Annotated in this window: 22 protein-coding genes and 1 pseudogene; 15 read left to right on the forward strand and 8 right to left on the reverse strand. The window is 49.7% G+C overall.

The window, feature by feature from the left end:
• The first annotated feature begins 5 nt into the window (after window positions 1-5).
• From JJQ72_RS13435 to spoVM, 5 genes are all read left to right on the forward strand, one after another.
• Window positions 6-791, forward strand: a complete 786-nt coding sequence (locus JJQ72_RS13435) for a Stp1/IreP family PP2C-type Ser/Thr phosphatase (RefSeq protein WP_138225413.1) — start codon at window positions 6-8, stop codon at window positions 789-791.
• Complete coding sequence (pknB, locus tag JJQ72_RS13440; RefSeq protein WP_208203994.1) at window positions 778-3,015, forward strand: Stk1 family PASTA domain-containing Ser/Thr kinase; 2,238 nt, start codon at window positions 778-780, stop codon at window positions 3,013-3,015. Before JJQ72_RS13435 ends, pknB begins: the two co-directional genes overlap by 14 nt.
• Window positions 3,016-3,058: 43 nt before the next feature.
• Entirely contained in the window at window positions 3,059-3,964 is a 906-nt protein-coding gene (rsgA, locus tag JJQ72_RS13445) for a ribosome small subunit-dependent GTPase A (protein ID WP_138225415.1), read from the forward strand.
• A 3-nt stretch (window positions 3,965-3,967) separates the two neighbouring features.
• Window positions 3,968-4,624, forward strand: coding sequence for a ribulose-phosphate 3-epimerase (rpe, locus tag JJQ72_RS13450; protein ID WP_208203995.1), 657 nt, complete (start codon window positions 3,968-3,970; stop codon window positions 4,622-4,624).
• Window positions 4,625-4,786: 162 nt separating this feature from the next.
• Window positions 4,787-4,867: a stage V sporulation protein SpoVM gene (gene spoVM, locus JJQ72_RS13455; RefSeq protein WP_095263314.1), complete on the forward strand. Its 81-nt coding sequence runs from the start codon at window positions 4,787-4,789 to the stop codon at window positions 4,865-4,867.
• Between the two features lie 271 nt (window positions 4,868-5,138).
• Here spoVM and rpmB read toward each other — a convergent pair whose 3' ends face one another.
• Window positions 5,139-5,327, reverse strand: a complete 189-nt coding sequence (rpmB, locus tag JJQ72_RS13460) for a 50S ribosomal protein L28 (RefSeq protein ID WP_046680294.1) — start codon at window positions 5,325-5,327, stop codon at window positions 5,139-5,141.
• Between the two features lie 369 nt (window positions 5,328-5,696).
• Between rpmB and JJQ72_RS13465 the strand changes: the two genes are divergently transcribed.
• The 4 genes from JJQ72_RS13465 (at window position 5,697) to JJQ72_RS13480 (ending at window position 10,817) form a co-directional block, all read left to right on the forward strand.
• Window positions 5,697-7,478, forward strand: coding sequence for a DAK2 domain-containing protein (locus JJQ72_RS13465; protein ID WP_208203996.1), 1,782 nt, complete (start codon window positions 5,697-5,699; stop codon window positions 7,476-7,478).
• 51 nt (window positions 7,479-7,529) lie between these two features.
• Entirely contained in the window at window positions 7,530-8,393 is an 864-nt protein-coding gene (locus JJQ72_RS13470) for a DegV family protein (RefSeq protein WP_208203997.1), read from the forward strand.
• Between the two features lie 13 nt (window positions 8,394-8,406).
• A complete protein-coding gene (gene recG, locus JJQ72_RS13475; RefSeq protein WP_208203998.1) occupies window positions 8,407-10,458 on the forward strand; it encodes an ATP-dependent DNA helicase RecG in 2,052 nt (683 codons plus the stop codon).
• Between the two features lie 71 nt (window positions 10,459-10,529).
• Entirely contained in the window at window positions 10,530-10,817 is a 288-nt protein-coding gene (locus tag JJQ72_RS13480) for a stage VI sporulation protein F (protein WP_138225420.1), read from the forward strand.
• A 74-nt stretch (window positions 10,818-10,891) separates the two neighbouring features.
• Here the strand turns inward: JJQ72_RS13480 and JJQ72_RS13485 are convergent, their stop codons facing one another.
• Window positions 10,892-11,569, reverse strand: coding sequence for an SOS response-associated peptidase (locus JJQ72_RS13485; protein WP_208203999.1), 678 nt, complete (start codon window positions 11,567-11,569; stop codon window positions 10,892-10,894).
• A 140-nt stretch (window positions 11,570-11,709) separates the two neighbouring features.
• Here JJQ72_RS13485 and JJQ72_RS13490 point away from each other — a divergent pair, with 140 nt between their 5' ends.
• The gene (locus JJQ72_RS13490; RefSeq protein WP_138225422.1) at window positions 11,710-13,008 is read left to right on the forward strand and encodes an NCS2 family permease; all 1,299 of its coding nucleotides are present in this window, start codon (window positions 11,710-11,712) and stop codon (window positions 13,006-13,008) included.
• Window positions 13,009-13,132: 124 nt separating this feature from the next.
• Here JJQ72_RS13490 and JJQ72_RS13495 read toward each other — a convergent pair whose 3' ends face one another.
• Window positions 13,133-13,486, reverse strand: coding sequence for a YolD-like family protein (locus JJQ72_RS13495; RefSeq protein WP_138225423.1), 354 nt, complete (start codon window positions 13,484-13,486; stop codon window positions 13,133-13,135).
• Window positions 13,483-14,748, reverse strand: a complete 1,266-nt coding sequence (locus tag JJQ72_RS13500) for a DNA polymerase IV (RefSeq protein WP_138225424.1) — start codon at window positions 14,746-14,748, stop codon at window positions 13,483-13,485. Before JJQ72_RS13500 ends, JJQ72_RS13495 begins: the two co-directional genes overlap by 4 nt.
• Window positions 14,749-14,996: 248 nt before the next feature.
• Here JJQ72_RS13500 and JJQ72_RS13505 point away from each other — a divergent pair, with 248 nt between their 5' ends.
• The 3 genes from JJQ72_RS13505 to JJQ72_RS13515 all read left to right on the forward strand — a co-directional run bounded on the left by JJQ72_RS13505 (window position 14,997) and on the right by JJQ72_RS13515 (window position 17,467).
• Complete coding sequence (locus JJQ72_RS13505; RefSeq protein ID WP_208204000.1) at window positions 14,997-15,827, forward strand: class I SAM-dependent methyltransferase; 831 nt, start codon at window positions 14,997-14,999, stop codon at window positions 15,825-15,827.
• Window positions 15,828-16,000: 173 nt separating this feature from the next.
• Window positions 16,001-16,738: a hypothetical protein gene (locus JJQ72_RS13510; RefSeq protein ID WP_208204001.1), complete on the forward strand. Its 738-nt coding sequence runs from the start codon at window positions 16,001-16,003 to the stop codon at window positions 16,736-16,738.
• Window positions 16,739-16,762: 24 nt separating this feature from the next.
• Complete coding sequence (locus JJQ72_RS13515) at window positions 16,763-17,467, forward strand: AAA family ATPase (RefSeq protein ID WP_138225427.1); 705 nt, start codon at window positions 16,763-16,765, stop codon at window positions 17,465-17,467.
• Window positions 17,468-17,541: 74 nt separating this feature from the next.
• Here JJQ72_RS13515 and JJQ72_RS13520 read toward each other — a convergent pair.
• Both JJQ72_RS13520 and JJQ72_RS13525 read right to left on the reverse strand, forming a co-directional pair.
• A pseudogene (locus JJQ72_RS13520) lies at window positions 17,542-18,225 on the reverse strand (transposase); the annotation flags it as partial.
• Between the two features lie 567 nt (window positions 18,226-18,792).
• A complete protein-coding gene (locus JJQ72_RS13525) occupies window positions 18,793-19,107 on the reverse strand; it encodes a hypothetical protein (protein ID WP_208204002.1) in 315 nt (104 codons plus the stop codon).
• 902 nt (window positions 19,108-20,009) lie between these two features.
• Here JJQ72_RS13525 and JJQ72_RS13530 point away from each other — a divergent pair.
• Window positions 20,010-20,369 carry a DUF4181 domain-containing protein gene (locus JJQ72_RS13530; protein ID WP_208204003.1) on the forward strand — a complete coding sequence of 120 codons (360 nt, stop codon included), beginning with the start codon at window positions 20,010-20,012 and terminating at the stop codon, window positions 20,367-20,369.
• Window positions 20,370-20,412: 43 nt separating this feature from the next.
• On the opposite strand, the gene JJQ72_RS13535 is transcribed toward JJQ72_RS13530, so the two are convergent.
• Both JJQ72_RS13535 and JJQ72_RS13540 read right to left on the reverse strand, forming a co-directional pair.
• Window positions 20,413-20,817, reverse strand: a complete 405-nt coding sequence (locus tag JJQ72_RS13535) for a hypothetical protein (RefSeq protein WP_208204004.1) — start codon at window positions 20,815-20,817, stop codon at window positions 20,413-20,415.
• A 149-nt stretch (window positions 20,818-20,966) separates the two neighbouring features.
• Window positions 20,967-21,923: an SDR family oxidoreductase gene (locus tag JJQ72_RS13540; RefSeq protein ID WP_208204005.1), complete on the reverse strand. Its 957-nt coding sequence runs from the start codon at window positions 21,921-21,923 to the stop codon at window positions 20,967-20,969.
• Between the two features lie 142 nt (window positions 21,924-22,065).
• Between JJQ72_RS13540 and JJQ72_RS13545 the strand changes: the two genes are divergently transcribed.
• Window positions 22,066-23,004: an AraC family transcriptional regulator gene (locus JJQ72_RS13545; protein ID WP_208204006.1), complete on the forward strand. Its 939-nt coding sequence runs from the start codon at window positions 22,066-22,068 to the stop codon at window positions 23,002-23,004.
• The last annotated feature ends 71 nt before the right edge of the window (window positions 23,005-23,075 follow it).

The following is a 23,075-nucleotide window of genomic DNA, read 5'->3' on the forward strand; positions in this document are numbered from 1 at the left end:
GAAATTTGATCAATACGGTTCATGTGAGTCATGTCGGACGGGTGCGCCAGATCAATGAGGATTCGGTCCTCGTGCTGCAGCTCGGACATGGCTATACACTCGGCATTGTTGCCGACGGTATGGGGGGACACCTTGCAGGAGACACTGCCAGCAGGCTTGCGGTACAGACCGTGGCGGAGGATTTTAAGAAGCTGGCAGCTGATTTGGATGGAGAGGCATTAGGCGCAGTGCTGACACAAGCTATACTCCATGCCAATGAGGTGATTTACCGCGAAGCTTCCGGCAATGAACGGCTGCACAATATGGGAACCACCATCGTGGCCGTTCTTCTTCGGGAGCATCGGGGCTATATTGGTCACATCGGAGACAGCAGGGCGTACAAGATCTCCGGCAATCAGGTCAGCCTGCTGACGGAGGATCATACGCTGGTCAATGAATTGTTTAAGAATGGTCAAATTACTGAAGAAGAGCTGGCTTCGCATCCGCGCAAAAATGTCCTCATTCGGGCGCTGGGTACCGACTCCGAGGTCGAGGTGGAGCTGCGGTCGGTAGAGCTGGGTGCCGGCGACGTGCTGCTTTTGTGCAGTGACGGGCTGAGTAATCTCGTGAACCGGGAGCGAATGGCCCAGGTCATCGGCTCGGCGGAGCTTCCTTTGGAGGATAAGGCGGACCGTTTGCTTCAGCTGGCTCTTCTGGCCGGAGGCGACGACAATATTACAGTCGCTTTGCTTCAGCATCAGGAGGAAGCGGCCGGCAACGAACAAAGGGGTGGAATTCATGATCGGACATGAATTGGCTGGTCGTTACAAGGTGATTGAGCGGATTGGCGGGGGTGGCATGGCTTTGGTCTACAAAGCCCAGGATATCCTGCTTAATCGTCATGTAGCGATCAAGGTGCTGCGCCAGCAGTTTGTGCATGATGAGGAGTTTATCCGCCGTTTTCGGCGGGAGGCCCAGTCTGCGGCGTCATTGTCACATCCAAATGTGGTAAGCATTTATGATGTGGGCCAAGAGGACGATGTGCATTACATCGTAATGGAATGTATCGACGGCAATAATTTAAATGAGATTATTAAAGAGCGGGCTCCGCTTCAAGTGGACGAGGCTGTACGCATTGCGTCGCAGATCTGCGATGCACTAGAGCATGCGCACCAGAACCAGATCATTCATCGGGATATCAAGCCCCATAATATATTGATCGGCCGCAACGGCCGGGTGAAGGTAACGGATTTCGGGATTGCCCGGGCTGTAACCTCTACGACGATCACGCAGACCGGCTCGGTAGTCGGCTCGGTGCATTACTTCTCGCCCGAGCACGCGAAAGGGGTTGCGACAGGAGAGAAGTCGGATTTGTACTCTCTGGGCATCGTTTTATACCAAATGCTGACCGGCCGTCTTCCGTTTCTGGGTGAGAGTCCGATCAGCGTGGCGCTGAAGCATCTGCAAGAGGAATTTGAGGAGCCCAAAGAGGTTAATGCTTTAATCCCGCAAAGCGTGGAGAATGTCATCCTCAAGTCCATGCGAAAAAACCCTCAGGAGCGTTATCAGTCTGCGGAAGAGATGCTGCAGGATCTGGAAACATGCCTGCTTCCAGCAAGACGCAATGAACCAAAGATTCAATTTCATGATGATGCTGATCAGACGATTGTAATGCCTGCTCTGAAGAGCATGCAGCCGGCAGGGGCAACCGAGGCTTATCCCGGACCGGAGAATTACACCGGCCCCCCGGCGCCTAATGCATCGTCAGGGGATGTGGAGGATGACGGAGTGCGCAAGGAAATGGTCAGTGAGCGTAAGAGTGGCAAGCAGAGCAAGAAGAAGCCTGCCCTGATCGTGGGATTAAGTCTTTTGTTCCTGGCTATTATTGCAGGGCTCGTCCTCTTTGTGAATCAAATGCTGGAGGTCAAGGATGTGACCGTTCCGGGTGTAATTACGATGGCGGAGGCGGAGGCGGTCCGGACGCTGGAAGAGGCGGGTCTTGTCGTAAATCCGGAAGTGCTTCGGGAGTATAAAGAAGGTGTAGAAGCCGGAATCGTGTTGAAGCAGAGCCGGGCAGAAGGTACAGTGGTGAAGGAAGGCGCAAGCGTCCAGCTCACGGTAGGTGAAGAGAAGCCGCTTAGTGTGATGCCTAGCCTGTCTGGAAGAACGCTGGATGAAGCGATGGAGCTGTTGGCAGAGCAGAAGGTGGATAAGGACGCAATCACTGTCCGCGAAGAGAACAGTGACAGCGCAGCGGCAGGTGAGATCCTTTCCCAGTCACCGGATAGTGGTGTTGAATTTGATCCGGATGAAGCCAATGTGATGCTTGTTGTCAGCAAGGGGAAAGCGGAAGTGGAAATGACGGATCTGACGACGATGACCCGCAGTGAAGCGGAGAACGAGATCAAGCGGCTCGGGCTCAAGGTGGGCACCGTAAAGGATGAGCCAAGCTTTACGGCAGAACGCGGAACGGTGCTGTCTCAATGGCCTTGGGATGCCGGGGCGATGGCTACACCGGGTACAGAGCAGAATATTGTCGTTAGTTCTGGGTATCCTTCCGATGCGCTGAACTATACCTTCAAGGTGCCGGTTGCGCCGTCAGCTTTAGGAGAATCCAGCCGCATCCGGATCGTATATTCAGACGCCCGGGGAGATAGTGCGGAAGCGATCGAGCGGGATGTCAATGCGACTGAGATTATTCCGGTGGAGCTGGTGCTTGCTCCCGGCAAGGATGGGACGGTAACCATTTACCGGGACGGACGCTCGCTGGATACGTATGTCGTAGCCTATAATGACGCCAAGAACGGCACGGTTCCTGAGCCTGAGGTGGAGCCGCCGCTGCCGATCGTGCCGGAGGTTCCGGCCGTTACAGAGCCCGAGAACGGCGATGGAAGTGCTGAAGGTACCGGCGGTACAGGTGCCGAAGGAAACGGCAATACAGAAACGCCGGGTGAAGCCAAGGGTAAAGATAAAGATAAGAACGAAGATAAGAAAAAAGATCCCAAAGATGAAGATGAAGATGAAGATGACGATTAAAAGAGACCATTTCACCATTTTATCCAGAAAGTGAGGCGTGTGCATGCAGGAAGGCCTGATTGTCAAGGCGCTTAGCGGGTACTATTATGTCAAGCCCCTTCGAGACGGCAAGGTGTCCGGTGAGGAGACGGCGATTCAATGCCGAGCCCGCGGCATCTTCAAAAAGAGAGGCGAATCCCCCCTTGTCGGGGATCGTGTCATGTACTCACTCACGGAGAATGGAGAGGGGACCGTGGATGAAATTCTTCCACGGTCTTCCCAATTAATCCGTCCTCCGGTAGCCAATGCAGGCCTTGCCGTTCTGCTGTTCTCCGTCAAGGAGCCGGATATGAATCTGCTGCTTCTGGACAAGTTCCTTGTACATATTGAGCATGCGGGACTGGATGCCATCATTCTGATCACAAAGCAGGACTTGGCGGGTCAGGGAGATGCAACGGCAGCCAGAGTTCAGGAGCTTTATGAATCAGTCGGCTATGAGGTGTTTATTACCAGCTCCATAGAAGGCATCGGCACGGAGAAGGTCAAGGAGCGGCTGGCGGGAGAGATCAGTGTATTCTCCGGTCAGTCCGGTGTCGGGAAATCCTCACTGCTGAATGCCATCAAGCCGGGATTAACGCTTGAGACGAGCGAAATCAGTATGCGCCTGGGCAGAGGACGGCACACCACCCGGCATGTGGAGCTGATAGAGCTGGACAACGGCGGTTTTGTTGCCGACACTCCGGGCTTCAGCCAGCTGGACTTTCTGGAGCTGGGCGTCGAAGAGCTGTCCGTGTGCTTCCGGGAATTTGCTTCTTATGCGTCACAATGCAAGTTCCGGGGCTGCAGCCATACGCATGAGCCGGGCTGCCGGGTGCTTGTCGCCAAGGAGAGCGGTGACATTGCAGATAGCCGGTACCGTCACTACCTGGAGTTTCTGGAAGAGATGAAAGACAAGAAGCGGAGGTATTAGCCAATGATTATAGCACCATCCATTTTGTCTGCGGATTTTGCGAAGCTGGGTGAGGAAATTGCAGAGGTCGGCGCTGCCGGAGCGGACTGGATCCATGTCGATGTCATGGACGGGCATTTTGTGCCCAATTTGACACTGGGCGCACCGATTGTGCAGGCCATACGGCCCCACACTAAGCTGCCGCTGGACGTACATCTTATGATTGAGCGTCCCGAGAATTATATTGCGGACTTCGCCAAGGCAGGAGCTGATTACATTACAGTTCACGCCGAAGCGTGTCCTCATCTGCACCGGGTCGTCCACCTGATTAAAGAGCATGGTGTGAAGGCAGGGGTTGCCATCAATCCCGGGACACCGGCTGCAGCAATACAGGAGGTGCTGGCCGATCTCGATCTGGTGCTGGTCATGACCGTGAATCCTGGGTTTGGAGGTCAGCAGTTCATCCATCAAACCGTTCGCAAAATAGAGCAGCTGCGCAGCTGGATCTCCCAAGGGCCGAATCCTTCCATCCACATTGAAGTAGATGGCGGAATTACAGCGGAAACGGCGCCGCTTGTGACCTCTGCCGGCGCTGATGTGCTGGTAGCTGGCAGTGCCGTATATGGAGCCAGCGACCGGGCTGCTGCTATTCGCAGAATTCGGGAAAGTGTACAAGGCTGATCAGGCCTGACTTTGAACTGAAAATGCATAGGTCACTGGATGGCCGCATAAATATGGTTACATGAGCTGGGTTCTCATGTAGCCTTTTTTGTTGTGGTTCACATCCGCATCGGCGGAGCATAACATAACAATGGGATATGAGAATCATGGGGAGGGTGAGACATGAAATTCTACACGTTCAAGCTGCCGAAGTTTTTGGGAGGTTTCGTAAAGGCCATATTAAACACATTTCATAAGGGCTGACAGCTTGGATCGGCGAGACATACCTCCGCACGGGACGGCAGCACGGGGGAAGCAGCATGGATAGCAATGAAGCGGATGGCCAAGTATGACCTTGGCTGCCTGGCCCGTGTTACGACCGAGTCAGATCATTATACAGACACAAAAAAAGCACCTGCTGCATGAAAGGGTGCTTTTTGATTACGGATGAAATTGTATGTACAACGCAAGAAAAACTTCCTTGCCCCGTCACAGCATCTGCAAGCGAAAGGTGAAAGAAGTTTTCCTTAAACAATTATACGCGAGTTACTTTACCGGATTTCAGAGCACGAGTGCTCACGTATACGCGTTTTGGCTTGCCGTCTACGAGAATACGAACCTTCTGAACGTTGACACCCCAAGAACGTTTGTTGTGGTTGTTGGCGTGAGAAACGTGGTTGCCGCTGCTTGGTTTCTTACCAGTTACATAGCATTTGCGAGACATAGATTACACCTCCTTGTTTCATAACCCTGTATAAAACAATACTTAAATATAATATCACAGTAAAAAATGCGGCGTCAACTATCCTAAAAACATTTATTTATCATGGCTCTTATAGTACAATGTTGTTTAGTCCATAATAGTTTGGAATGGTATCTTATGGATTGATTTTACATGCAGGGTTATGCATGGATATGAGCCTTAACCGCCAGCGTTTGTCTGGCGGCTTGCTGCCTTTGGAGTTTTCTGACAGCGTTGTCTCTGACAAAGGCTGGAGCACAGGCAGCGCGAAGAGGGCGCTCACGAAATAATAATGAAATTACACTTACAATTGAAGCGTTTTTTGTATGATGCCAGGAAGGGGAATTCTCATTGAGCAAGCGTTCTTTGAATGGAACAGAATTTACCGCGATGGTGCTCGCCGGAGCGGAGCAGCTCCAGCTGCATGCGGAGCATGTTAACGCCCTGAACGTGTTTCCGGTGCCAGACGGTGATACGGGAACCAATATGAACTTAACGATGACGGCCGGCGTCAATGAGCTGAAGCAGAAATATTCGGCGTCGATCGGTCAGAGTGCAGGCGTCCTTTCCAAGGGCCTGCTCATGGGTGCACGCGGCAACTCCGGGGTGATCCTGTCCCAGCTGTTCCGCGGCTTCAGCCGCTATGCCGCCCCGTTTGATGAGCTGAACAGCACCCAGTTTGCAGCTGCGCTGCAAACCGGTGTAGAGGCTGCTTACAAGGCTGTTGTCAAGCCGGTAGAGGGCACGATTCTCACCGTGGCGAAGGAAGCGGCCAAGCATGCCGTTTATTTCTCACGCCGCAGCAGTGATATTATTGAGGTGATGGAGCAGGTGCTTGCCAAGGCGAAGGAAGCGCTCGCCCAGACACCGGAGCTGCTGCCCGTATTGAAGCAGGTTGGCGTTGTGGACTCTGGCGGTCAGGGCCTCGTGTACATCTACGAGGGCTTCTTGAAGGCCTTGAATGAAGGGGCGTCGGCGGAGGCGAAGACACCAGGCTCAGAGCCGGTTATGCCCAAAATTTCAGCCAGCCCGGCGCTGACGTCACAGCCAGCTGTAACTCCTGCGCCTGCCCCTTCGTCAGCGCAGTCCAAAATTTCAACCGAAGACATTGAGTTTCTGTACGATATGGAATTTTTCATTAACCGTCAGCTCGGCGGAGCTCCGGCTGCAGAATTCCATGAGGACCAATTCCGGCAGTCACTGGCCGTCAACGGAGATTCGATTATTGTCATTGCAGATGACGAGACGATTAAAGTGCATGTGCACTCCAAAGCGCCCGGTGAGGTGCTGAACCTTGCGCTGCGTTACGGAGAAATCACACAGATTCATATTCTGAATATGCGGGAGCAGCACCGCGATCTCTTGACTACAGGCATGGATATTGCGCCGATGCCAGAGCTGTTCGCGGATATTCCGGCCGAGAAGAAATCACCAGAGGATCCGGCAGCCCCGCCGGCAGACGAGCTTGCGCCTTTCGGATTTATCGCCGTATCCTCAGGCGAAGGAATATCGAGCATTTTCAAGAGCCTTGGTGTGGATGTCGTGCTGTCCGGCGGACAGACGATGAATCCGAGCACAGAGGATTTCGTCAATGCCATTGCCACCATTTCGGCACAGCATATCTTTATTCTGCCGAACAATTCTAACATTGTGCTGGCTGCCCAGCAGGCACGGGAGCTGCTGGAGGGTGAGCGCAGCGTCACTGTCATTCCGAGCAAGACGATTCCGCAGGGGATTGCGGCTGCTTTTGAATTCCAGGAAGAAGAGAGCACCGAAAGTAATACGGAGAGCATGCTGGAGGCGGTATCGCGCGTCCAATCCGGACAAGTTACTTATGCGGTGCGGGATACAACGATTGACGAGCTGGAGATCAAGGCTGGTGAATATATCGGCATCCAGAACTCCAAGATTGTTGCTGCCGCTGCAGACCTGAAGACGGCCTGTCAGCAGCTGCTTGGCAAGATGCTTCAATCCGGAGACGAGATCATTACCCTGCTGACTGGTGAGGACGCAACAGAGGAGATTACTGAAGGCATTGCCCGCTGGCTCGAAGAGGAGTATCCGGATGCTGAGGTTGAGATCCACTACGGTGGACAGCCCATTTATGCATATTTGTTCTCTGTGGAAGCGTAACGGTTTCGTTACGGTTCTAGAGCAGAGGATCATTTTCGGGAGGGGTTTTACATGAGTAGAACCGTGATTGTCACGGACAGCACCTCGGATATACCCGCAGCACTGATTGAGCAGCATGGCATTGTCGTCGTTCCGCTGAGGGTATTGTTTGGAAATGAATCATATTTGGACGGAACAGAAATTACGGCATCCCAGTTCTACAAGAGGTTGGTAGAATCCCCGCAGCTGCCGACAACGTCACAGCCGTCACCGGCGGATTTTGTAGCGGCGTATGAGCGTATTTTTGAGCAGCACCCTGGCTGCTATATCCTGTCCATGCATCTGTCCTCGGCGCTTAGCGGTACCTATCAGGCTGCCCGCCTTGCCACAGATCTCATGGAAGGCGATCATGAGGAACGAGTTCAGGTATGGGATTCGAAATCTGCTTCATACGGCTTTGGTATGTTCGTTGTGCATGCCGCGAAGCTGGCCGCGGAAGGAAAGTCTCTGGAGGAGATTGTAGCTTCCACGGAGGAGCTGCGGAGCAAGCGGGCATTGTACTTCCTGGTGGATACACTGGAATATTTGCAAAAAGGCGGCCGGATCGGCAAAGCCTCGGCAGTGGTAGGGACCTTGCTGAATATCAAGCCGATTCTATCTATTGATGCGGAGGGTGTTATTTACTCTGTTGACAAGGTAAGAGGACGCAAAAAAGCAACGGCGCGGATGATCCAGCTGTTTCAGCAGGATTTATCCGGTGTTACAAAGATTAAGGTAGCGGTGGGGACCACGGCAGATCCTGCTTCGGTTCAGGACTTTCTGGAGCAGCTCTCGTCTGTGTTCACGATTGAGGAGACGTTGTTCTCTGATATTGGAGCGGTTGTCGGCACGCATGTCGGTCCCGGAACCATCGCCGCGTATATCTGGCCGGCTTGATTGGGGGAAAAGGATGAGTCTCGATCTGGACCAAATATCCGTGAGAAAGATCAACGGCGTGAGCGCCCTGAAGGAAGGGGAGCTTCACGCCTTTGGCGTCTCTACGGTCAAAGAATTGCTGGAATATTATCCATTCCGGTATGAGGATTACCGGCTTCGTTCACTGAGCGAGGTCAAGGATGGAGAGCGGGTAACGATACAGGCGAAAATTGCCGGTGCTCCTGTTCTTCAAAGGTATGGCGGCAAATCGCGTCTCACCTGCAAAATGCTGGCAGAGAACTGGATGTTCAGCGCAACGTGGTTTAACCGGCATTTTCTGAAGGAGCAGCTGACCGCAGGCCGTGAAATTGTATTGACCGGCAAGTGGGATCAGCGGCGGCTTCAGCTGACGGTGTCGGAATCGGATTTCCCGGACAAAGGCATCAGCCGCAGCGGTACGCTGCAGCCCGTGTATTCTATCGGCGGCAAAATTACGCAAGCCTGGATCCGCAAAACGATGAATCAAGCGCTGCAGCAGTACGGGGAGATGATCCCGGAAATCCTGCCGCCTCATCTGATTCAGAAATACCGCCTGATGCCGCGCAAGCAGGCAATCGCCGGGATTCATCAGCCCTCGGATACGGGCGAAGGGCAGCAGGCCCGGCGCCGAATGGTCTATGAGGAGCTGTTTTTGTTTCAGCTGAAGATGCAGGCCTACCGTGCCCTCAATCATGGCAAAATGGATGGCGTCGTACACACAGCCGATAATACTACGATTCGCGAATTCGTTCGCAGTCTGCCGTTTGAATTGACAGATGCGCAGAAGAAGGTTGAGCTTGAAATTCTGCATGATATGCGATCACCTTATTGCATGAATCGTCTGCTGCAAGGGGATGTCGGCTCTGGCAAAACCGTTGTCGCGGCGATTGCTCTCTATACCACGGTGCGTTCCGGCAATCAGGGGGCACTGATGGTGCCGACTGAAATATTGGCAGAGCAGCATATGCGCTCGCTTCAGCGTATGTTCCAGCCGTTTGGTGTGACGGTGGCTCTGTTAACCGGCAGTGTGACCGGCAAGAAGCGGAAGGATGTACTGGCATCCCTTCAGATGGGACTTACAGATATTGTTGTCGGCACCCATGCGCTGATTCAGGAGGAGGTATTCTTCCGGCAGCTGGGCCTGGTCGTTACTGACGAGCAGCATCGCTTCGGGGTTAATCAGAGAAGTGTGCTGCGCCGCAAAGGCTACAATCCGGATGTACTCACGATGACCGCGACGCCGATTCCGCGCACGATGGCTATTACTGCCTTCGGGGATATGGATGTCTCTACGCTGTCAGAGCGGCCCAAGGGCAGAATTCCGATTACGACGCACTGGGTCAAGCATGACATGATGGACCGGGTGCTTGGATTTATTCGCCGGGAAGTGGACCAAGGGCGTCAGGCATATCTGATCTGTCCGCTGATTGAGGAATCCGACAAGCTGGATGTGCAGAATGCTATTGATCTGCATGTGCAGATGCAGCAAGCTTTTCCCCAGTTTAAGGTAGGGCTGCTGCACGGAAGAATGACCGCGGGAGAAAAGGATGAGGTCATGCGGGATTTCTACAGCAATGATCTGCAGCTGCTCATCTCGACTACCGTTGTCGAGGTGGGCGTCGACGTGCCCAATGCGACGTTAATGGTCATCATGGATGCGGATCGTTTCGGATTGTCTCAGCTGCATCAGCTCCGCGGCCGGGTGGGCCGGGGTGCTCATGCATCGTTCTGTATCCTGGTAGCAGACCCTAAAAGTGAGGTCGGACGGGAGCGGATGGAGGTCATGACCGATACGGAGGATGGCTTTGAGGTCGCACGTCGGGATCTGGACCTCCGGGGTCCTGGCGATTTCTTCGGCACGAAGCAGAGCGGCCTGCCGGAATTCCGGCTTGCCGATATGGTAGCCGACTATGAGGTGGTCGAACAGGCCAGGGAGGATGCTGCTGCGCTGGTCAGCGATGCTTCCTTCTGGACATCCCCCTCGTATTCACTGCTTCGGGAGCATCTTCGGAAGGAGCAGGTGTTCCAAGGGGATCTGATCGACTAAGGTTGTGCGCACAATGGACGAGCTCTTGTCATATACTCATCTTGATTGGGAAAATACGGGAGGTGCAAGCTGTGAGTTACCAGCAATTCGGTATTCATCCCCAGCTCGTGGAACGGGTCAAGCAGAAGATGAAGAACCCGCCCGTCAAGGAACGAGTTAAGGGCATCGTAAACCCTCTGACCAAGCAGGATTTGCAGAACAGTGCGAAGGTTCAGCAGGTTGTCCGTCAATGCTCGGCCATTCTCGGCGAGAATCTGACGTCAGTTCAGGAGCAGCAGATTGTACAGTTTGTGCTGGCTCAGCGGATTGACCCCAAGAACACCTTTCATTTGATTAAGCTGTGGGGCATGTTCCGCTAGGCTTGTCTTGGGAAGGCTTAAAGACGGCAGGCATTGAACAAAGCTCTGGCTTCCTTGCGGATGCCAGAGCTTTGTTATTCCTCCGCCAGAGGCTGAATGCACGCCGGGCTATTGTTGCGTACTGCATTCACAGCTGTGCTGACACGAACGGCCTGCAGATCCTCATGGGTGTAAGGGGTACACAGCAGCTTCAGCTCCTCGGCTGAAGCAGAGCGGTCCAGCCAACGTTCCTCGTGCTCACGCTGAAGAATGACAGGCATCCGGTCATGAATGGACTCCATCAGAGCATTGGGAGAGGTCGTGATCACGGTGCAGGAGCTGATCTTGCTGCCGTCTGGAGCGGTCCAGATGTCATACAGACCGGCCATGCTGAAAAGCGAGTGGTCTTTTTTGCCAATCCGGTAGGGCAGTTTCTGCTTGTCCTGTTGCTTCCACTCGTAAAAGCTGTCCGCAGGAATCAGGCATCGCTTTCTCTGAAAGGGAAGCTTGTAAGCCGGTTTGACGTCCACAGTCTCGCTTCGCGCATTGATCATCCGGGCTGCACCGGAGCTGTCCTTGGCCCAGGAAGGAACCAATCCCCAGCGCAGCTGGCCGATCCGGCGCCGTTGTCCGTCATGGATGACGGCTGCCACCATTTGGGTCGGGGCAATATTGTACTGCGGAATATGAAAGGCTGGCTGTGTTTGCTCGCCGATCATATAGTAATCCAGAAGCTCTTCCCATGATGCCGTAAGTGTAAATCGACCGCACATGCATGGACACTCCTTTCCGGGATACGATATATAGAGAAGTATACATGGATTTGTGTCTTGGCGAAAATAGGGATGTCACCTATAATGATTAGGTGTGTTTTTTACAGATATGATGACAACAAGAGAACGGGGGCAATCCAGTGTTTGATTTAAAAGCCCAAGGCACCTCGGTCAAGACCGAAGTGGTGGCTGGCGCAACAACCTTCTTTACAATGGCTTATATTATGGTGGTGAATCCGCTCATCCTGTCGGATGCGGGGGTGCCATTTCAGCAGAGCTTCACGGCCACGGTCATCTCGGCGATCATCGGAACCCTGATGATGGGCCTGGTCGCCAAATATCCGATTGCAGTCGCACCAGGTATGGGCTTGAACGCTTATTTTACATATTCGGTCGTACAGGGACACGGGAGCCTGACGTACAGTGAGGCGTTCTCTGCAGTGTTTATTGCAGGCATTCTGTTTCTGCTCTTGTCGTTGACGCCCCTGCGCAGCCGCCTGATTCACATTATTCCTCCCAATCTGAAGCATGCAATCACGGCAGGCATCGGATTGTTCATCGCTTTTATCGGCCTGCGGATGAGCGGCGTAATTACAGCCCACCCGGAGAATCTGGTGGCACTCGGAGATCTTCATCAGCCTTCTGCTGTCCTGGCGCTGACCGGACTCGCGATTACACTGATTCTCTTGGCCCGCAACGTGAAGGGGGCGCTGTTCATCGGCATGATCCTGACCGGTGTTATTGCCTATTTTGCCGGGATGCTGAAATTTGACGGTGTCCTGTCCGTTCCTTCGCTTCCGGAAGGACTGCTCGTGTGGAATCCGATCGCCGCGGCAGGGGATGTGATCACGCACAGCCTGTATGCTGTGGTCTTCTCGTTCCTGCTGGTAACGCTGTTTGATACGACCGGAACGGTTGTCGGTGTAGCCCAGCAAGCCGGGCTGATGAAGGATAACAAGCTGCCCCGTGCAGAACGTGCTATGCTCGCAGATTCCGTGGCCACGGTGGCCGGCTCCATGGTAGGTACGAGTCCGACGACGGCCTACATTGAATCTGCCGCAGGAGTAGGCGCTGGCGGACGAACCGGCCTGACTGCTGTCGTGGTGGCAGCGCTGTTCGGAGTTGCGGCATTCTTCGGTCCGGTAATCGGAGCGGTGTCCGGTCTGTCGGCGATCACGGCCCCTTCCCTGATTATCGTGGGCTGCCTGATGGTGGGGAATGTAAGCAGTATTCACTGGAAGGAATTCGATGAAGCTTTTCCTGCGTTCATTGTCATTCTGACAATGCCGCTGACCTCAAGTATTGCGACCGGTATTGCGCTCGGCTTCATTTCCTATCCGCTAATGAAGCTTGTGAGCGGCAAAGCGAAGGCGGTTCATCCGCTGCTGTATATTTTTGCTGTATTATTCGTGCTGCAGCTGCTGTTCGTGCCGCATTAAGTCTAAGCCTTCCACTGGCGCAAGGGGCCGCTTTCCCGGATCTTCAGATCCAGGAGAGCGGCCCCTTGTGTGCTAGTAGCTGCTATTCCATCTGCTGCCGGGGCTGGGCTAAAGTCTGAAACGGTCACGGGACCAGCCCCTCAATGTCTTCGGCAGGACTGACAATGGCTGCTTCGACAATGTCTGCCAGGGTAATCCACATATGCTGGATGCGCAGCCGCTGCAGCTGAGCATCAATGCGGGAGATGCTGCCCTCCACCTGTTGATTGCCATATTCTCCGTATACTTGGATCTGTACGGTCGCACCGCTGTGGTAGGCTTGACTCAGCTTCTCCGCAATGCGCTCGGTCTCCTGTTCGTCAAGGATCGGGCGGGTCTGCCGCTGCTTCTGCTCCTGCTTGGATAAAATGGCATCCCGATGCTCGAACAGCATCATCCGGCTGGATTGCCACAATCCGTTGCCTTCGAGCTTCTTCATTTGTAATGTCCTCCAATCTTGGCGTTTAGAAATTTAAGCTGACTGGTGTTTCTCAGGGAAGACCCAAAGTACACCGAGGCAGGCCCGAACAAATGGCGGATCCCGTCCATCGTCAGCTCCAGATGCCTCAGTCTGTCGCGGTTGCCGAACAGGGAGGGCTGGTATACTTCATCGCTTTGGAGCTCTCCGAGGGAAATCCAGATTTTTCGAACGGGTCCGCCGTCCCAGTGGGTATCGAACAGCTTCTTGGCCGCGTCATATACCTCCCGGGAAATTTGGCTCGGCTCCGGCAGCTTCAGCTGCCGGGAAAAGCCGACAGGGCGGTCAAAATCCGCACCCTGCGCGCCGGCATGCACCACGGTTCCCATATAGCCCTTGGCCCGGGCGCGTTCACAAATCAGCATGGACAGCTCGTTCAGCACCACGTCAATATCTTCCCGGGCATGGTAATCCACCGGAAGCGTGGTCTGCCGCCCGATACCCTTTTGTCCGTCAAAAGCGTCCGGGGTGACAGGGGAGTCGTCCATGCCGTTTGCGGTCCGCCACAGCACCTCACACCAGATATCGCAGTTTTTTTTCATATGGCGCTTCATTTTCCGCTTGAGCTCACCCAGAGGCGTCTGTGCCAGCTCCCCGATGGTATGGATTCCAAGGCGGGCCAGATGGCGCATCGTGCGGGAGCCGATGCCGAACATACTGTTCACGGGACGAGCCCAGAGGGCATCCAGATGCTGCTCATCCAGCTCATAAATGCCGGACTCATTCTTCTTCGCGAAGTTGTCGCAGGCCATCTTGGCCAGGATCTTGTTGCGTCCAATGCCAATGCGGGTATAAATACCGGTTTCTTCCCGGACGCGCATCTGGATATGGCGTGCCAGCTCCGCAGGCGTGCAGTTAAAGTGTGAGAGGCTTGCTGTCACATCGACAAACTGCTCGTCAATGCTGAACGGCTCCACCAGATCCGAGTAGGATTCCAGGATGCTCATAATGGCGAGCGACACGCGGATATAGGCGCTCATGCGCGGCCGGGTGACAATGACCTCCGGGCATTTCTGCTGAGCCTGCCACAGCGGCTCGGCAGTCGTTACGCCATAAGCCTTCGCAAGGGGGCAGGCGGCCAGAATGATGCCGCTGCGCCGGGAGGGATCGCCGGAGACGACCAGCGGCTTGGTGCGGTAAGCGGGATGGGAGGCCTTCTCCACAGAAGCATAAAAGGATTGGCAGTCGGCCAGAAAAATAACACGCTGCTGACGTTTACGCATGTTCTCATTCCTTCCCTTCCTTCAGACTCTTATGTAAAGGATCAGCGATTCGCCGGCATCCTGCCGGCCTTTGTATGTGTGCTCGAGGATCGTTTAATATATTATACACCGAACATACGTTCTTTATTCAAGTGGTAAATATAGTTCTGTTAGGTCTGTCATTGTCTTTGGAAGAATTTTAAGTTAAGCTATATGAAAAAATTGGTAAGGACTTCAAATGGCTAGCAAACATAAGGAGGCGACTCATAATGAACCAACAGGCATTAAACAGAGCGAAGATGCCGCAAAGTACTAACCGGATCTTGAACAGCAGGTCCATACACCACTCAAACAAACGGTTGAGCGAATTAGTCAAGCCAGGCATGCACATACTGGACGTTGGTTGCGGAAACGGAGCGATAACCTACGGCATTGCAGAACTGGTTGGCCCTGGCGGCAAAGTCGTTGGTATAGACAGCAGCGAAGCATTAATTATAGAAGCAAAGGAACGGTACCGGCATATTCCGCAGCTGTCGTTTGAGGTGAGGGATATATATCAGATGGGTTATGAGGCAGCCTTCGATGTTGTTAATGCCTCCCGTGTACTTCAATGGCTGGATCAGCCCGAGTTAGCGCTACAGCGAATGATTCGGGCAGTAAAGCTGGGAGGAAAGGTGTTGGTGCTTGATTATAATCATGAAAAGCTCCGCACAGAACCGGAGTTTCCTGCATCCATGGCGCATTTCTACCGCAGGTTTTTAGATTGGCGGAGCGATGTTGGGATGGACAATGCCATTGCAGATCAGCTGGAAGTTTATTTTAAGCAAAATGCATTAACTCAGGTGAGCGTAACGAATCAATCGGAAAAAAGCGTTAGAGGATGGGAAGGTTTTGAAACCGCAGCGGGAATTTGGGCGGAGGTTGCTGCGAGCCGGGGGCATCAGCTAGTAGAGGATCGATATTTAACAGAGGCAGAACGCTCGGCAGCGGAGCAAGATTACCGGGAATGGGTCCGCGAGCTGGCGATGGAGCATGAAATGTATTTACTCGCTGTTGAAGGGGTTAGAGCTGTTGGAGGGCTTTCTATCGAAGAGGGTTGATCTTCATTTTTACCACCTTACGCTCGCGGCGTGTTTTTCTAAACGTACGGAGGAGCGGACGAGGAAACAAAGCTTCATTATTCAGCAGATGTTGTCGGGTAGTTGAACAAAGGATTGGTTCCTTAGATGACTTGATAATAAAGATCAAATTGTTTGCGAGGGAGTAGAATAGTGTGAGAAGAACATTTGGCTTTTCTTTACTGAATTTAAAAATGTTGCTTTTTGAAAAGGTGGCGTTTGTGTGGACGGTGATTTTCCCTCTTTTTATAGCATTAGTTATGCAAAGGGGAGTATTGGATTCTACAAGCAGTAATTTGGATATGATGAAATATATGTTTTGGTTTTGGGCATTTATTATCATTAGTACGTTTTTAAATGGAATTGGATTACAATCAGCAAGGCTTAAAGAAAGTGGTTTATTGAAGACGTATACTTTAATAGCAGGCAGTAAATACCCTATCATTTTTGGGATAGTCCTGACACAAGTTGCTTTTGCTATTTTAAGTTTAATGATTTTCACAACGATCCTGACCCTTATTTATGATATCTTTTCATTTAAATTATTGATATTAATGCTGATTACAGTCTTTATATCCATGCCTTTAGCATTTGCTGCGTTTGGTATAGCGCTTTTACCTGTTCAGGTGTCCAGCGTTTCTACCCTATTAAATATTCTCATGTATCCAGTTTTTTTAATTGCTATTAATGTCGATCTGAAACATATCGGGTTTTTAGAGTTTTTCAATCCATTCACATTTATTTATGAAATCTCGTTAAATATGGGTGTGTTATTTGGATGGTTCCAGCATGAAGTTTTATATGTCCCACTATCTATCTCATTTTTATTTTTTGGTATCGTAGGTTACATATCTTCAAAAAAATTAAATTTAATATCCGTTCTACAAAGATAGAATCCATCGAAAGGAGGAGATGTCATGAATATTAAAAATCTAAAATTTAAATATCCAAGAGCAAAAGATTTTGTGTTACAGGGTGTGTCTTTTTCATTGCATACAAATAAATTAAACGCAATCGTTGGAGTAAATGGTTCGGGTAAAACCACGATGTTTGATTGTATAACAAGTGTGCTCAACCCTGCAGCTGGAGAGATAAATCTACCTCATATGCAAGATATTCTATATGTGACCCAGAGTCTCTTTTTTTCGCCTGTCATTAAAGGAAAAGATTTTGCGAATTTTGTTAGGCGAATTGATGATAAACCAATAGAAAAAGAATTGGGTTACTACACAAAAAAAATGTCACAACGTGAAAAGGAATTATTTGAGCATTTGTGGGAGTTAAGAATTGGAAAGATGTCTATCGGTGAGAGGAAGTGGTTTTTTATCCATATTCTAATAATGATAGACCGTTCATTGTATATTTTTGACGAGCCTACAAGCGGTGTAGATCCCGCATCCAGAAAAAGGATATATGAATTAATTGGAAGCCTTATAAAAGAGGGGAAGACTTGTATTGTATCTACACATCAGCTTCAAGATTTAATGTATTTGGATTCTCATCTAATCATCCTTAACAAAGGAAGAATAACTTATGAGGGAGACTTCAAAGAGTGGTTACATATAAATAACACTGATAATCCAGATGAAGCTTTTGAAAATATGTTAATTTCAAACATGTAGGATTTCAAGGGTCTGTCAATATGTTTGTGTAAACTCCAAATCAAGAGTACCCCCTGTTAAGAGAAGGTGGCTCTTTAAGGCAAGTGCTGGCCAATCCGTTCAGGATAAAACACGGATCGTTGAAGCAGGATCTGGCCCCAGTTTTGGACACGACCTGTCCACTTGCGGGTAACATCGACCGTCACTAAATAGAGCATTTTGAGAAGAGATTCATCCGTAGAGAAGATGCTTTTCCCTTTCGTTACTTTACGGAGTTGGCGGTGGTAGCTCTCAATCATATTGGTCGTATAAATAAGCTTGCGAAGCTCAGGCGGGTACTTAAAGAACGTGGCAAGTTCTTCCCAGTTGTTGCGCCAGGAACGGACAATGAGTGGATATTTGGTGCCCCAGATCTCCTCAAACCGATCCAATTCTAGCAGAGCCATCTCCTCTGTTGTGGCCTTGTAGATAAATCCGAGGTCACCTTCTTGAGATCTTTGTAGGATACATAACGGGTGGTGGAGTTGCGGATTTTCATTCTCACCAATCCACATGCCCAGAATGTCTTTATTTCCATCCAAATCAATGCCAATGACCATGTAAGCAGCCTTGTTGACGATGGCCCCATCCTGTTTCACCTTGAAATGAATGGCGTCCAGAAACACCACAGCATACACGCTCTGTAGGGGGCGATTCTGCCATTCTTTCACGAGAGGGCTAATCTTGTTGGTCACGTTGGAGATGAAGGTCGGAGAGACATCGAGGCCGTATAGCTGCTGAGCATTATATCTCGCCTTCTCAAGATCAGTCCTCATCGGCCATATCTACGATTCAAGACACTGAATCACAACTACCATTTTCAAAATCAGTAGAGTCTACTGAGCCCGTAACTGGCACTCCTAAGAAACCATCTAGTTCTGTTAAGGACAACCCTTCAAGCACAGAAAATTTTTGTTACGATGAAGCAACACAAAAAACTCAACGAACAAATACATCAATTGAACCACTGAGAACATGTACTGGTACGAGTGATACAGTGCGTATAGTATACACCGCTGGAGATCAATGGGACGATGGAACAATGTTTTGGTCGGTAAATCCTGGTCTAAGTTTCTTCTATTATTTTAACGGGAATATTGAGATCACAAATGCAAACACCGGCGCATACGTCAGCAACTGGGACATTTCCGCTTCGAACTTTGCTGGGATAACTAGTAGTGATACCTTCAATCCTAATCTGAGACCAGGTAGATATGAAGCATTAATAACAGGTTGGTGCTTTGATACGAATGGTACTATATCCCGAAAGAAAAAGCATTTTGCTTTACAGCAGAATGCTTTTTCTTTTATCCATCTAAATCAAAATCAACATTCACTACTTCAAAGAACTTTTTTAATCCATTGTTGGGCCAAGTAAAGCCTATGCCTGTACGTACTAAATGTTCTGATTTTTCAGGATCAAATATTTCAAATGCTTGGAGGTCACTGCATTCAAATACTCTTCCATTTATTATAAATTCTTCTATACTTGAAAAAGGACGTGGCAACAACCTGAAAGAATGAATATATCCTTTTTTATGAGGCGTAGGCTCAAAATAAACATGTAAGTATTCTTCGTCTTTTCGATATTTAAACCCATTATACTCCTTAACCGTCCTCAACTTTCACAACTCCTTTCGATTCGATAGTTTCGATGTTAGCGATTAACTAGCGAGGGCTCGAATCTGATTTTTTCTACGCTGTTTCCTCAAAGTTACGACCAACAAAGCAACAAAGATTAACACAAAAAGTCCTAACTCAGAAAACGGAACTGAATCCACAATCATCACCACTTTCCCTATATTTATTATAATGCTCACATAGAACCTCTTCCATGAAAGCTTCGTAAGCCGAGCGCCATCCGAGGTGTGACGGAAACCTCGTCCTACCTTACACGGCATGAACATCTACTTACCTAGTGTCTACACGCTCTATTTCTCATTGCAGACGCTAAGGTAGGTATTCTATGCCCGTTTCCTGATCCAAACCATGCCAGGATTTGAATTTAACCCTTTCAAGTCAAGAGAAAATTAATTACAGGGCGGTGTGGTTTTGTAGGTAGATCACATAGCTGCCGAGCGAACCGAGGGGGTGGGCAACCTGGTTTTGGTTGTCCATACCCTGAGACTTCACTCCTTATGGGGTTTTCTTGTTTCGTCACTTGAAAACTTCTCCATTTTGGGGTGAAGTCCCTTTTTTGTGTTTGAAAATCCTTTTAGTTCAAGGGCTTAGATTAATGCAAAATGCTCATATATATAAATGGATAACATGGAGTATAGTTTAAATTTATATTAGATGTAGTAAAGGATTTCGGGGGTGTATGATTAGGAGTGTATTCGATCTGAGAGAAAAACAAGAAAGCAAACCCGATATTCGGGCAAATTTCATCCCCAGGTGGATCAGACATTTGCACAAAACACTGAATTTTAGACATATATTCTATTGCTTCTTGAAGTAATTTGTTCCAAAACAACAAAACCTTATAGTAAAATTAAGACAATACAACCAAATGAGGTGGGCTTAATTGAGAATTTATATTGGCACATTTTTATTATTAGCTTGTGTTCAGTTGTTTTTAAAATGGAAAATGGTTAAACCACTTGATGTGGGTTACGGTGGGGAGATGTATGAAACTAATGGATATAAGCCATATATTTGGACTACAATTACCTTTACAATTTTATGCTTAGCAGCTTTATGGTTTATACCACCGGTTAATCCCTTGGTCAGCATTTTATTAATGTTATATTTGGGCGTGAGGGGTGTTTTTGAGTATAAATACCTTAGAGATACAAACAAACATATGGTTTCTTTCTGGATGACAGCTATAATGCTAGTCGTGACAGTTCTATTCTTCATTATTTGGAAAGTATACTATCAATGAAAATGAAAAAAGACCGCACTAATTAATTAGTGCGGTCTTTTTTCTAAGTTGCGCTAATCCAAGTTCCGTCCATCATCTGAATGCGTTTAAGAGCAGTTGCTTGTTGAGGATAACGAGTTCTTGTTCCGCCTTGATCGTATTCTACAAAGGCAATGTCGAATTCTACACGTCTCCACTTCGAAGCGTTAGCAGTAAACGAGTAGTTATTGCTTGACATTTGGTTGAAGGCAGCTTCAAGTCCACCTTTAAAAGGCTGAGAGGCAAGGCCCGTCGAGATATGACTAGCCAAACCAGCACCTACAGCCAAAGGAGTTGAAGTAATGAATATTAATGCGAGCAAACCAGATGTAGCAGCGACACCATTCACTGCAGTTTCAATTCGGGATGCAGTGGAATTATTTTTCGCTTCCTGCCAAGCTACCCGAACCAATTCAGTTGCTTTGTTCAATTCTAGTTTTTATAGTAGTATGGATGTAAGACGATGATTCCTGCGCTGCAGGGATCATTTTTTATATTTACGGTACAGGGTCGAGTAGGAAGATGCCTATACACAATTAACATAAATATATTCTGCGATAGCAGAACCAACCTCGCCTGCTACAACGGCCAATGCAAAGAGGTGTTCTGCTCGGAGAGTGTCCATAATCGTTCTGCCATTTCGTGATCTAGGGCAAACGTCTCTAGCGAGCATTCACCGACCGGACCAACCATCTCAAACCTTGTCGGGCCATAATATTTGGCTTGCTCCAGTCCGTCTTCCGTTGCGCACATCACCTCAGGCCAAGCTCCTTTTTCTGCAGATTGGGCAAAAATAGATAGTACGGACCAAAGTGATTTCTGAAAGGTGCCGGCCGTATCCTGTAATAAATTTGTACGTGAGGCTCCTGGGTGACAAACATATACCTTGACATGCTTACCTGAAGCCTGAATTCGGCGCTGAAACTCGTAGGCAAACATCATTTGCGCCAGCTTGCTTTGAGCGTAGGAAGCCCAGGGAGAGTAATTTCTATCAAAATTGAGGTCTTCGAACAAAATCCTCTTTTCGCCCATCTTATAGCCATTGCTGCCTACGACAACAATTCGTCCCTCGGATTGTTCAATGCGTTCAAATAGCAAGCCGCATAACAGGAAGTGAGCAAAATGATTAACACCAAGCTGGCTTTCAAAACCATCCACAGTAAGCTCTTGTTTAGCGACTTGTGCAATAGCGGCGTTACAGATCAGAGCGTCGATGTGAGGGACCCTCTTCATGACCTCTGCAGCGGCTTTCCGCACAGAGTCTTGCACCGCCAAGTCCATCTGTATCAACGTCACATCAGCATGCTTGCCGAACTCCTGCTTTAAGGAGGTAATGATCTCCTTCGATTTTTTTGCATTCCTGTTCAGCATGACGACCTTTGCACCTTTGGAAAGAAACAATCGCGTTGCTTCGAGTCCCGTACCGCTGGAAGCGCCGGTGATGACATAGGTTTTCCCTGCCAGTGATCCTATTCGCTCTGGTGTCCAGCCTTTAGCTCCAAATCGTTGTTTGTTCCCTTTTATATGATTGGCCATGAGATAAGCTCCTTTATTTGTGTCTGTTCTAAACTGATTATAAATCTCATAAAAGGACAGCACCAGGCGTATTTATCTTAAAAATATGCCTGATTGTATCAGGAGTATAATATTTAAGGGTGTAGCATGTTATACTTTTCTTATGGAAAAACAACAAATTAAGCAGCTTATTGATGAGAAAATGACGGAAGATGGCATGATGGAAACAGGGATCAAAGGGGTGCATCTCTTCCGGGTCAGCACTCCGCTTCGCTGTGCTCCTGCGGTGTACAAGCCCACAGTGGTAGCCATCGTAAGCGGAGCTAAAGAAGCGATATTGGATGGGAAATCTCATGTGTACGACAGCAGTCAATATATGTGCTGCTCCATGTCTATGCCTGTGGAGGCAGGAACACCGACGGCTTCCCAGGACAATCCTCTGCTGGGCGTCTATATCTCTTTGAACACTAAAGTGATGACTGAACTAGCTATCCAAATGGAAAGCGTCTCGGCTGCAATTGGAACAACGAAAGGCGACCCTGTCCCGCAAGGCTTGACACTGGCGCATTGGGATGATGCATTTACTGAAGCCTTATTCCGTTTGCTGCAGTTGGGCGGCAGCTCTGCAGATACAGCCGTGCTTGGTGACAGCAGACTTCGGGAGCTATACTACACTGTGTTGAAGGGAGAGGCAGGAGAATCTGTCATGCGAGCCTTCGGAATCGGTAATGAAATTTCCCGCTCTATTGCGTATCTATCCGCCCACTTGGACCAAAGTTTCACCATTGATCATATGGCCGCACAGGTAGGGATGAGCCGGGCTGTATACCACCGTAAATTCAAGCAGGCGACTACGATGTCGCCCATCCAGTTTGTGAAGTCTATGCGTCTAAACCATGCGGCTATGAAGATGGCTGGAGGGATGAATGTCAACGATGCTGCTATAGAGGTAGGGTATGTCAGTTCCTCGCAGTTTAGCCGGGAATTCAAGCGCATGTATGGCCTGTCTCCTAAACAGTGGAGTCACTCCAAACAGCTCCCTTCGGAAATGATGAGACGGACGGCCCATTTTTTTGACCAGCTTCAGCGATCGTCCTGGTAAACTTCAATCCATCCATCCACAAAAAACCAAACTTCCCTAGAGGAGCAGTGTTATACATGTATAAGCTTTGA

Origin of the sequence: Paenibacillus sp. F411, from assembly GCF_017582705.1 — a bacterium.
Classification (GTDB): domain Bacteria; phylum Bacillota; class Bacilli; order Paenibacillales; family Paenibacillaceae; genus Paenibacillus_AQ; species Paenibacillus_AQ algicola.